Raw genomic sequence first — 11,896 nt, forward strand, 5'->3', positions numbered from 1 at the left:
CGCGCTTTCGGTGCCGGCCGCAATCTGGGGGTCCCGTCTCTCCGATACCAACCATGAGGACGCGCCGAACACACACCGTGCGCACCTACCTCGCACTGGTGGATAACGGCCAGAAGTAGCCCTGTCACCTGCCGTCATATGTTCGAATAGTAACTACCGTAATACCTACGCTATTTCGATGTATGTCGAACGGGAGTTCGATGGACTACGTCGTCGGTCCTTATTCAAAGCCTTGCCGTGCCATTGGAACACGGCTTCCCTCGACAGTCGGCGTGCGCTTCGAAACCGATGTGCCCCTTCGTCGCCGGATGTCCAGATACGATGAAAAGCGGTGGATGAAGACTGAGAAGTCAAGTGGGGCTATGGGATTCGGTGTGCGGCCGCGATGGCTGCAGGGTATGGGTCGGCCTAGATGCTGCCGGATAGCCTCCCGTGACGCGGCGGAAGTGGGGGCGAATCCGGGGCCGCCTTCGACCTGCGGATCGGTCGGCTACCCGACCCGGCGGCTTCTCGGCATCGGGCCCTGGGGGTTGGTAGTCGTTAGCCGCGGAATAGTCAACGCGTGCTCTTGACGACTTAAGGTAAGTCACATACCGTCGGGATACTGGATACAGATCCAAGTATCTCGTGGATCATTTTTTTCGTCACGCAGGAGATAGCCTTGAGTGCTCACCCGCATGCGGTCATCGTTGGTGCTGGTATCGGAGGCCTGGGATCTGCGGTGGGATTGCGCCGCGCAGGTTGGCGAGTGACCGTGCTCGAACGATCACCCGAGATCACCCCCGGGGGCGCTGGTATCAGCATGTACCCGAACGCCATGCGCGCAATCGGCGCGCTGGGCCTCGAGAAGCAGGTCCGCGCCCTTCCGGAGCTGGACCTGGGCCACGGGATTCGCACCCCTGGCGGCCGATGGCTGAGCAGAGTTGACGCGCCGACCGTCAGAAGGCTCTGGGGCGGCGCGGTTGTCGGGTTTCATCGCGCAGACTTGCATGAGCTACTGAGGTCTGCGCTTCCAGAGGATTCGATCCGTCTCGGAGTTTCGGTCGTCTCGGCGGAGAAGGGGCCGGATGGGCATTGGATCGTCCGTAGTCGGGATGCTGTGGAGGCCGACGACGCGGACGTTGTTATCGCGGGAGATGGGATCGACAGCGGCCTTCGCGCGCAGTATTGGCCGGATCTGCCGAGAGCTGCCTACACCGGTTCTACGGCCTGGCGCGGGATCTCGCCCATGCTGAAGGGGGAAGGCCACAGGATCGTTCAGACATTCGGTGCGGGAGCGGAGTTCGGCTACGTTCCGCTGACGAATGGGAACATCTACTGGTATGCCTCGGCCGCGACGCCTCCTGGCGTCCGGTATGCCGACGAACGGGCTACCGTGCTCGCCAGATACGAGAACTGGCACCGCCCGATACCCGAGTTGATCGAGTCCAGCGACATTGTGTTGCATCACGACATATTTGCGTTGCCGACCGTTCCATCGAGTCTGGTGCATGATCGCGTTGTTCTCGTGGGCGATGCGGGGCACGGGATGACACCCCACCTGGGGCAAGGGGGGTGTACAGCGCTCGAGGATGCCGCGGTGCTCGCGGCCGAACTCGGGAAAACCCCCGAGGACGTGACTGGAGCGCTTGCGCGCTACGACGAGCAACGCCAACCGCGCGTCAGCGAGTTGGCGCAAATCGCGGAAGGAATCCGGCAGGCAAGCCAGCAGTCGGGTCGATTTGGCATTCTCATGCGCAATCTCTCGATGCCCTTCATTCCTTCGGAGCGTATCTATCAACTGTCGACGAATGCCTCCCAGTGGCAGCCTCCCGAAATTATCGAGGCAATGATCTGATTTCATCGAATGCGCGCGATGTCATCGACGCAGGCCGAAGCAATGTCACCAAGGCGTATTTTCATGCATCGTTTTGATATTTCGTTCGGCGCATTCGGTGAAAAAGAAGCGTCCGGTTCCGGTGGTCATAGGGCAATCAAGACCGGCCCCTGGGTCTCGCCTGCCCAAAAAAGGCGAAATTAGCAGATTTAGAAAGGAACATTCGAGCCGATGTCCGATTCATTTTTTGCTGCTGTTCGGGCGGCTTTGGGTGATGGTGTGGTGGATACGTCGTCGGGGGTGTTGGCGGGGTATGGGTTCAATCGTTTGCCGGGTGGGGATTGTTTGCCTTCGGGTGTTGTTTTTCCGGGTTCGACTGCTGATGTTCGGGTGTTGGTGGGGTTGGCGAATGTTCATGGTGTGTCGTTGTGGCCGACGAGTACGGGGCATAATTTGGGGATGGGGGAGTATTCGCCGGTTCGTGGTGGTCAGGTGGTGGTGGATTTGGGGAGGCGGATGAATCGGGTGTTGGAGGTGGATGAGCGGTTGGGGTATGCGGTGGTGGAGCCGGGGGTGACGTTTCGGCAGTTGCGGGCGGAGTTGGCGGCTCGGGGGGATGGGTTGATGGTGAGTGCGACGTCTGGTCCGCCGGATGGTGGTGTGTTGGGGAATGCGTTGGATCGGGGTGCGGGGTATACGCCGTATTTTGATCATTTTGGGATGTTGTGTGGTATGGAGGTGGTGTTGCCGGATGGGGAGGTTTTTTATCCGGGTGATGGGTCGTTGAGTGGGTCGGGGATGCGGTTTTTGAACAAGTCGGGGTTCGGGCCGTTGTTGGATGGTTTGTTTTCGCAGTCGAATTTTGGGATTGTGACGCAGGCGGCGATTTGGTTGATGCCGCGGCCTCCGGTGATTCGGTCGTTTGCGTTCACGTTTCCTGATGATGGGGATTTGGCGGAGATCATCGAGTTGGTGCGGCCGTTGAAGTTGGCGGGTACGGTGCCGACGTTGATGAAGGTGACCAGTGATCTGTATGGGATCGGTACGCAGGAGTCGTATCCGTATGAGCGGACTGGTGGGGTGATTCCGTTGCCGGATGAGGTGCGTCGGGAGTTGCAGGTCGCTCATGGGGTGGGGGCGTGGACGGTGTCGGGTGCGTTGTATGGTCCGAGTTTCGAGGCGTTGGATCCGGTGATCGAGCGGATTCGGGCGCATTTCGAGGGGTCGGGGAAGGCGCGTTATATCGCGCATGAGGAGATCGAGAAGTCGGCTCTGTTGCGGATTCATCTGGATACGTTCAGTGGTGAGCCGACGGAGTCGGAGTTGGGTTTGTTGGATTGGCGTGGTGGGGGTGCGACGTGGTTTTTGCCGGCGACGGCGATGGTGGGGGAGTTGGCTGAGCGGCAGCAGCGGGTGTCGCGGCGGGTGTTGGCGGAGTATGGGTTCGATTACATGGTGGAGTTCGTGTGTGGTCCGCGTGCGGCGCGGGGGTTGCATATCATCATGTTCGATCGGGGTGATGCCGATGAGTGTCGGCGGATGGCGGAGTGTTATGCGGCGTTGGTGGCGGCGTATGACGAGATCGGGGTTCCGATCGGGCGTACTCCGACGGATTGGCAGGAGCGGGCGGGTGCGCGGTTGCCGGAGTTCGGTCGTTTGACTTCGGCGATCAAGCGGGCGATCGATCCCAATGGTGTCATCGCCCCCGGAAAATACGGAATCGACGGAGCGCGAGCGCTCGGTGGGGCGTCACGAGGCAATGCAATACCGAGAAAATGTGATCCCAGCGTCTATACGACTTTCCGATTTCCGGAACGGTACGAGCCTGATTGGCGTTCATTTTATATCAATTCGCATAAGCAGACGCTCGATCTCAGCTCCCGTGTCGAATCTGCCATGGGTGTCATGTACGGCGAGGACCCTTTTCAGAATCTCGACATCTTTTCCGCCCCCGGCCGCTCGGACGCTCCTGTCCTTGTCTTCTTCCATGGCGGAGGGTTCCGAGAAGGTCATCCGTCTCATTATGGATATCTTGGCGAGCCGCTACTGGACCGCGGAGCAGTCTTTGTGAGCGTTGGTTACCGATTCGAGCCGGATCACGGATATCCGGACAATGTCGAAGACGGCGCCTTGGCTTTGAAATGGGTCTACAACAATGTAGCTGATTACGGTGGAAGCCCAGACAAGATATACGTCGCCGGGCACTCGGCCGGGGCCAATATTTCAGCGCTGCTGAGCTTCAATCCCAGCTGGCTCGAAGCCCAGGGGTTGCCATCCGGTCTGATCAAAGGGGCCGGGCTCATCAGTGGTGGATACGATTTCTCTGTAGTCGACCCAGCGTACCCCGACCAAACCGAGCGGCCGGCCGAGGCGAGCGTTGTACGTGATATTCGAACTGTTCCCGGGCGGGTTGTCGTCGCGCATGGCCTCCCGGAGGTCCAGCGGGTGGGCCAGAGTCCGGTCTTTTTCAAGAACCAGGCCGACGCTCTTGTTCGCGCTCTGAGTGAAATAGGTGCTCGCCCTGAGGTTGTGGTGCTTCCGGATACCGACCACCTCGGCACGGTGCAGGCTGTCGGAGACAGGACTTCACCACTTTATTCTGCGATGAGTCGGATGCTGTTTCCGTGATCGCTCCTTATTCGATCGGCACCCGACGGCTCAATAAAACTGGAGATAATAAATGTCGACTCTGAAAAAAACCGAGACAGTTGAAACTCTCTCGTCGAGCATGAAGTTCGGAATGTTCCTCGCACCTTTTCACCCCGTGCACGGAAACCCGACCCTGGATCTACGCAGGGACCTCGAGCTGGTTGTCCATCTCGATGAACTCGGCTTCGATGAGGCTTACTTCGGTGAGCACCATTCCGGTGGCTACGAGACGATCGGGTCGCCTGAAATCATGATCGCCGCCGCAGCCGAACGCACGAAGCGAATCAAACTCGGCACCGGTGTCGTCTCGGCGGTGTACCACCATCCGTTCAATACCGCTGAGCGGATCGTCCTCCTGGACCACATCACACAGGGGCGTGTGATCCTCGGCCTCGGCCCCGGCTCACTGCCGTCCGACACCGCGCTGTTCGGTATCGATTACGGCTGCATCCGCGCGCGCCTCGAGGAGGCCACGGAAGCAATTCTGCATCTGCTGACCTCCGACGAGCCTCTCACCATCGACACGGGGTGGTTCAAGATGGTGGATGCGCGGCTGAACCTTCGCCCATTCCAGCGCCCTCGTCCCGAAATCGTAGTTGCCGCAATGGTTTCACCGTCCGGACCACGCCTCGCAGGCAGACATGGCTTCCCGCTGCTGTCGATCGCGGCGAGTACTCCGGGTTCGCTGGCGGTTCTTGCCGAGCACTGGGAGATCCTGCAGGACCGCGCTCGTGAATTCGACGTTACTCCCGCCCCGCGCTCTGCGTGGCGCATGGTAGCACCCATGCATCTGGCCGAGACTCGAGAGCAGGCCGACCGCGACGTTCAATACGGTATCGACAAGTGGGGTGAGTACTTCTTCCGTGACAAGGCGGCATTCGATTCGATGACAAAGAATCTCACCATCAACGAGGACACTACGCTGGCCGACATCGTTCGAGACTCCGGAGTGGGGGTGATCGGAACCCCTGATGACGCAATCGAACTCATCGAGCGTCTCCAAGAGCGGTCCGGCGGGTTCGGCACGTTCCTTATCCTGGCGAGCGAGATGGCCAATAGCATGGCCACGAAGCGCTCGTATGAGTTGTTTGCCCACTATGTCATGCCCCATTTCCAGCGGCAGCTGTCCCGCCGCATCGAGCGTTGGGACAGCGTGCGCGATCAGATGGGCGACTACGCCGCGCAGTATGCCAACGCAGTTGCCAGTGCTCGAACTCAACATGAGAAGGATGTCAACGGACGCTGACCTGGCGAGACCGGGTCGATGACGACCCGGAAGTTGTTTCCGATTCTAGTGCGGGGCAACATGTCTCGACGATCTGAAGAAAGAGATAGAAGGAGTCCCGACATGACGGGTTCCGGTCCTGCGACTTTCAAAGCCGCACATCAGTGGCAGCATGCTGGCAGGCACCTCTCATCAGGTGTACTCCGAGAGGCGTTCGGCTGCTATCCGTCCGGCGTGGTAAGTATTTGCGCTATGGTCGAGGGGGATAACGGGCCCGAGGCCGCGGGGATGGTGGCTTCGAGTTTCGTAGCCGTCTCGATCGAGCCTCCGCTCGTTGCGTTCTGTGTGCAATGGTCGAGCACAACTTGGCCGCGACTCGCAAAAGTACCCCGGCTGGGCGTGTCGGTCCTCGCAGAGGCTCAGGATTCGCTGGCGCAGCAGATGGCATCGAAGGATGGGGACCGGTTCAAAGGACTGGAGCTTCATGTCAGTGACGGCGCCGTCTTCGTGGAAGGTGCGGCCGCCTGGATGCTGTGCTCGGTCGACTCGGTCCTCGCAGCAGGTGACCACGGGATTGTGCTGATGAGAATCGAGGCGCTGACAACTTCTGCCACGACCTCCTCGCTCGTCTTCCACCGCTCGCGGTTTCGCAATCTGGCGCCGTAGCTCGCCATGTCGTTGGCCTGCCCCTGCCGGACCCGCTCTACACCAGTTGTTCGTACACCCGAGGTTTCAACCGTGATCGTTGTCATCCAACCTGATGGTTTCAGTATTGCCGACGCAGACGACTTCACCAGCTTCCATATCGATGCCGGTGGTCTTTCGCATTCTCGATTTGTGGAGTTGCTCGGACGGAGTGGAGAGGTAACTGTCCATGAAAGATCCGATCACGCCTGGGTACACCTTGATTTCCTGCATGACGAACTCGGGACGTCGCACGATGACATGCGCCGTAGGAAACTCGAAGAGATGCTCGCTTACGCTGCTTCGAAGGGTTGGCTCAATGAGTCGGAGACGCACGTTGCTGCACATGTCGTCAATATCTCGTGCTGATGCCGACTCGCGCGTGCGCTATGGCGCTCGCGACCGGGTCGAGTGAGCATAGATTTCAGGAGAACCGTGAAAGTGACCGAATTCGAGGACCAGCACGCGATTGTCACCGGTGCTGCTCAGGGAATTGGCTTCGCTGTAGCGGAGCGGCTGGCGAGAGCGGGAGTGCGAGTAACTATCTGGGATCGTGACGCTGACCTGCTGCCAGGCGCGGTGTCGGCGCTCGAGAAACTTGATGGGGCGCGTGGAGTGACCGGGATGGTTGTCGATCAGCGCGAGTTCGACCAGGTAATGGCTGCCCAGGAGCTTGCTCGGCGTCAGCACGGAGATGCCCAGATTCTTGTCAACAACGCAGGCATCGCCGGACCGACCATGCCATTGGTCGACTACCCACTGAACGATTGGCGCGAGATCATGGCCATCGACCTGGACGGTGTTTTCCACTGCTTGAAAGCCGTTGTGCCGCAAATGATCGGGCGTGGATATGGGCGGGTTGTGAACGTATCCTCGGTGGCCGGGAAAGAGGGCAATCCGAACGCGGCCGCGTACTCTGCCGCGAAGGCCGGCGTAATTGCACTGACGAAATCGCTGGCGAAAGAGGTTGCGACACTCGATATTGCGGTCAATGCAGTCACACCAGCGACCGCGCAAACCAGAATTCTCGAGCAGTTCGATGCTTCTCAAGTTACCTATATGCTCGAGCGGATCCCGCGGCGACGATTTCTCCGTGTCGAAGAGGCAGCCGACATGATTCTTTGGATGGTCAGACCGGAAAACTCTTTCACGACCGGTGCTGTTTTCGACCTCTCCGGCGGACGCACAACTTATTAGTATAGATCGAGGAAGGCTCAACAACCACGATGAAGTTCTTCAGGGCAGGCGCTGCCGGGCACGAGGAACCGTATGTCAAGGTCGCTGATCGGACATACTCACTCGAACCGATCGCATCGGACATCGACACGGCATTTCTCCGCAGCGGTGGTATAGAGCAGGCGCGGGAAGCATTGGAATCGCGCCTCTTGCCCGAAATCTACCTTTCTCCGGAATTACGAATCGGCTCGCCCATTGCTCGACCGGGTTCTGTTATCTGCATCGGCATGAACTACGCGGCACATGCCGCTGAGTCGGACTCCGCGCCGCCCAAGACTCCGGTGATCTTTCTTAAGCCTTCGAACACCGTTATCGGCCCCCACGATGATGTGACCATTCCAAAGGGCAGCGTGAAAACCGACTGGGAAGTCGAGTTGGGCATCGTCATCGGAGCGCAGGCCTTGTACCTGGAGTCGGCCTCCGACAGTCGAGGTCATATAGCCGGTTTCGTGCTTGTCAATGACGTTTCAGAGCGTCGGTTCCAGCTCGAAGAGTCGGGCGGTCAATGGAGTAAAGGCAAAGCCTCGCCGGGCTTCACGCCGACCGGACCGTGGCTCGTAACCCCTGATGAGATCGCCAGCTCACCGTTACGACTGCGAAGTTGGGTCAACGATGATGCGCGGCAGGACTCGACAACAGCGGACATGCTCTTCAGCGCCGAGTACATCGTGTGGCATCTGAGCCAGTACATGCAGCTCGATCCGGGTGACCTTATCTTGACGGGGACACCGGAGGGTGTTGCGCTGTCCGGCCGCTTTCCGTATCTGCGTGACGGAGACATCGTCGAGATGGAGATCGACGGTCTCGGTCGTCAGCGGCAGAAGTTCGTCGACCATGGATGAGCCGCGAGAATTCGCCGGACAGGCCGCTATTGTCACTGGCGGAGCATCTGGAATCGGGCAGGCGATCGCACTCATGTTGTGCCGTCGCGGTGCCCGAGTAGCCGCTCTGGACCGCGTCGAAGCATCGCCATCGGACGGGATCGTCGGTATCGCCGCGGACGTCACATCCGATGATGACGTCATCGGTGCAGTGGAGCAGTTCGTCGCGGTCGCTGGCCGGGTAGACATCTTGGTCAACTGCGCCGGTATCGGTGCACAGGGAACGGTGCTCGACAACTCGCTCGAAGAGTGGCATCGAATCCTCGACGTAAACCTACTCGGGGTAGTGCGCACCTCTCGCGCGTGCATTCCACACCTGCGTCGGTCGAAGGCTCCCGCCATCGTCAATATCACCTCCGTCGCTGCGACGATCGGACTCAGGCAACGGGCTCTCTACAGTGCGAGCAAGGGCGCTGTCGACGCACTCACCCGTGCGATGGCTGCCGATCTACTCGCCGATGGAATCCGAGTCAATGCGGTGGCGCCGGGAACGGTGGACACTCCCTGGGTGCGGCGGTTGCTCGATGTATCGGAGGACCCCCGAGCGACATTCGACTCTCTTCGCGCACGACAGCCCCATGGGCGACTCGTCACCCCCGACGAGGTAGCAGCCGCGGTGGCCTACCTCAGCGGTCCGCAATCCGGATCGACGACCGGTGAAACGTTCGCAGTGGACGGAGGCATGTCTCGACTTCGTTTGTGAGGGGCTGCCGCGGAGGCACGCGCAACGCCAGATATGCCGTTTACATAACCGTCGTCAGTGACGTGGCATGTGCGCATCTTGTGGGAGATCCCATGAGGCATATTCATGGGGCGCCGGATCTGGCGCCCGACTGGTGGAGTGGGCAGCTCACTCCGAGTCCGATCTGCGTGCTTCTTCCCGGAATCGACGGTGGACCTTCAGGTGCTCGGCGGAACATCGAGCCCCGGGGTGCCGGTGCGGGTGGCAGTCGTTCGTCAATGGAAGGGAAACTTTATGCGCTGTTTCATGATTGGAAAGCATCAGCATGCCGGCCTCGATCAACCGGACCGGCGGGCCGAGCTTGCGATGGCGAAGGCGGCCGAACTCGGAATCCAAGTCCTCGAACGATGCATGACGGTCGGCCGATACGACTTCTGCTCCCTGTTGGAAGTTCCGGATATCGCGGCGGCCACGGCATTCAGCCACTGGTACCGCCGCCAGGGTTTTGCCGACTCCGAACTGCTGGTTGTGCTCGACGGTGAGACCACCAAGAGGGTGCGGGAGCTCTCCGTAGCTGACATTGCCTGAGCGTTTCTCTGCAGGCGTGAGGGCCCTCGGGGTGGAGTGAATGGGCGGCATCGAGGTGCCGCACCGTGTCTTGGCGCGAAGTCGGCAGTGACGTGCTCGGGCCGGGCGGCATTTTCAAGCCTGGTCAGACTTCCTTAATACATGTAAAGTCATATGAAGACGAATATTGTCTTCGGCAGGTGTCGGCGTCCGGTCGCTACCGAGCCGAGGAAGGGAAGACCTCTGTGTTGAACATCCAAACGACTTCCTGGCGAGGACGCCCGATTGATCAAGCCGCGCGTGACATGCTTGGGCGGGCGCTCGCGACGATCAGTTACGAGGTGCTTCCGTTCAAGGGCACGGAGGAGCAGATCCTCGCCCACGTGCCGCGTGGAGTGTCGCTGACCGTGACGACCACCGAGGCCAAGGGGCTCGGTCCAACGCTGGACCTCGCGGTGCGGCTGTCGGAACAGGGATATGAGGTAGCGCCGCATATCGCCGCGCGCCTGGTCCGCGACGGCGAACACCTGGACGATATCGCCGCTCGGCTGAGCGGGGCTGGGGTGCGCGGCATCTTCGTTGTCGGCGGCGATGCGCGCGAACCCGCAGGTCGTTTCACGGACGCCCTGTCTCTGCTCGAGGAATTGCGCACACGTGGACACTCCTTCGATCAGATCGGGATCGGCGGATATCCCGAAGGTCACGGACATATCGCCGATGAGATCATCGGAGATGCCTTGGCTCGTAAGGCGCCGCACGCGACCCAGGTCATCACTCAGCTGTGCTTCTCGGCGCCGACAACTGCCGGATGGGCGCGATCGTTGAAGCAGTCAGGTGTGGAACTGCCTGTGCGAGTTGGCATTCCGGGTGCGGTGAACCGTCAGAAACTGGTTCGGATCTCCGCCGGTTTGGGTCTGGGGCAGTCGGCCCGCTTCTTGCAGAAGCAGCAGGGCATGTTCTGGCGTTTCTTCCTCCCCGGTGGGTACAAGCCCAACCCCTTGATCCAAGGGCTCACGGCGCATCTCGGCCTGGCCGACAACAACTTGCAGGGTTTTCACGTGTTCACATTCAACGAACTCGAGAAAACCGAGGCTTGGCGTCGCGAGTGGCTCGCGGCTCTCGCCTGACCGTTCGGATCAGCTCACGTCGAAGGATTCGCCCCGATGACCGACCAACACGCCCAGCGCGGCGTTCTCGCCCTGTCCTGCCCCGACGCACCAGGCATCGTGCACGGCGTCTCCGGATTTCTCGTCGATCGCAACTGCACGATCGTCGAGAGCAAGCAGTTCGGAGACCCTGACAGCGGCACCTTTTTTATGCGAGTGGAGTTCGCCCACGCCGATCCCGGGGGGTGGTTGGATATCGCCGAACTACAGGAGCGGTTCACGCCACTCGCGGTGTCCTCGCGGATGCAGTGGCGGCTCGTGGACGCTGCGGCGCGGCAACGTGTCGCCATCATGGTCAGTAAGTTCGGCCACTGCCTCAATGATTTGCTGTTCCGCAACTTCGTGAACGACCTGAACATCGAGCCGGTGGCGGTGATCTCCAACCATCCCGATCTGCGCCCCTTTGCCGACCATTACGGCGTCCCGTTCACCCACATTCCGGTCACACCGGACACCAAACGGCAGGCTGAGGACGAACTGCTCGAGTTCGTAGAGCGCGAACGGATCGAACTCGTTGTGTTGGCCCGCTACATGCAGATCCTGTCCGGAACCTTGTGCAAGGAGCTGGAAGGCCGGGCGATCAACATCCACCACTCGATGCTCCCCAGCTTCAAAGGCGCACGTCCCTACCACCAGGCCCACGCCCGAGGTGTCAAGCTTGTCGGCGCGACCGCACACTACGTGACCGGTGACCTCGATGAAGGGCCGATCATCGAGCAAGATTTGATGCAGGTCGATCATTCGATGTCCGCTGAGGATCTCGTCGCACGCGGCCGGGAAGCCGAGTGCCGCGCGCTCGCGCGGGCCGTCCGAGCGCACGTCGAGAACCGTGTGTTCCTCAATGGCAACAAGACCGTTGTTCTGAGGTAATCGCCCTTGTGCGACCTCATCGTCAACGCTACGCTAATATATGAATAATCATATGAGACATCATTTAAATGATGTCGGCCGTGGGTCCGCAGATGCGTCGCGCCCCGGCGTGACGGTGTG

11 protein-coding genes are annotated in these 11,896 nt (G+C 60.2%); all 11 read left to right on the top strand.

Features of this window, described 5'->3' with window-relative positions; genetic code table 11:
- Positions 1-661: 661 nt before the first annotated feature.
- The 11 genes from ACW2Q0_RS04515 to purU all read left to right on the top strand — a co-directional run bounded on the left by ACW2Q0_RS04515 (position 662) and on the right by purU (position 11,776).
- On the top strand, positions 662-1,837 hold the full coding sequence (locus ACW2Q0_RS04515; RefSeq protein WP_457186441.1) for an FAD-dependent monooxygenase: 1,176 nt from the start codon (positions 662-664) through the stop codon (positions 1,835-1,837).
- A 210-nt stretch (positions 1,838-2,047) separates the two neighbouring features.
- On the top strand, positions 2,048-4,444 hold the full coding sequence (locus ACW2Q0_RS04520; RefSeq protein WP_457186443.1) for an FAD-binding protein: 2,397 nt from the start codon (positions 2,048-2,050) through the stop codon (positions 4,442-4,444).
- A 52-nt stretch (positions 4,445-4,496) separates the two neighbouring features.
- Positions 4,497-5,711, top strand: coding sequence for an LLM class flavin-dependent oxidoreductase (locus ACW2Q0_RS04525; RefSeq protein ID WP_457186445.1), 1,215 nt, complete (start codon positions 4,497-4,499; stop codon positions 5,709-5,711).
- Between the two features lie 102 nt (positions 5,712-5,813).
- Positions 5,814-6,356: a flavin reductase family protein gene (locus tag ACW2Q0_RS04530; protein ID WP_457186447.1), complete on the top strand. Its 543-nt coding sequence runs from the start codon at positions 5,814-5,816 to the stop codon at positions 6,354-6,356.
- 72 nt (positions 6,357-6,428) lie between these two features.
- Positions 6,429-6,743 (top strand): hypothetical protein, encoded by a 315-nt coding sequence (locus tag ACW2Q0_RS04535; RefSeq protein WP_457186449.1) that lies wholly within the window; start codon positions 6,429-6,431, stop codon positions 6,741-6,743.
- 72 nt (positions 6,744-6,815) lie between these two features.
- A complete protein-coding gene (locus tag ACW2Q0_RS04540; RefSeq protein WP_457186451.1) occupies positions 6,816-7,571 on the top strand; it encodes an SDR family NAD(P)-dependent oxidoreductase in 756 nt (251 codons plus the stop codon).
- Between the two features lie 29 nt (positions 7,572-7,600).
- Complete coding sequence (locus tag ACW2Q0_RS04545) at positions 7,601-8,452, top strand: fumarylacetoacetate hydrolase family protein (RefSeq protein WP_457186453.1); 852 nt, start codon at positions 7,601-7,603, stop codon at positions 8,450-8,452.
- Positions 8,445-9,194, top strand: a complete 750-nt coding sequence (locus tag ACW2Q0_RS04550; protein WP_457186455.1) for an SDR family NAD(P)-dependent oxidoreductase — start codon at positions 8,445-8,447, stop codon at positions 9,192-9,194. The genes ACW2Q0_RS04545 and ACW2Q0_RS04550 overlap by 8 nt, the downstream gene beginning before the upstream one ends.
- Before the next feature lie 189 nt (positions 9,195-9,383).
- Positions 9,384-9,761, top strand: coding sequence for a GYD domain-containing protein (locus ACW2Q0_RS04555; protein ID WP_457186457.1), 378 nt, complete (start codon positions 9,384-9,386; stop codon positions 9,759-9,761).
- A gap of 284 nt (positions 9,762-10,045) precedes the next feature.
- Positions 10,046-10,867, top strand: a complete 822-nt coding sequence (locus ACW2Q0_RS04560; protein WP_457186459.1) for a methylenetetrahydrofolate reductase — start codon at positions 10,046-10,048, stop codon at positions 10,865-10,867.
- 36 nt (positions 10,868-10,903) lie between these two features.
- Positions 10,904-11,776, top strand: a complete 873-nt coding sequence (gene purU, locus ACW2Q0_RS04565; protein WP_457186461.1) for a formyltetrahydrofolate deformylase — start codon at positions 10,904-10,906, stop codon at positions 11,774-11,776.
- Positions 11,777-11,896 lie beyond the last annotated feature (120 nt).

It is taken from the genome of Nocardia citri, from assembly GCF_054065835.1.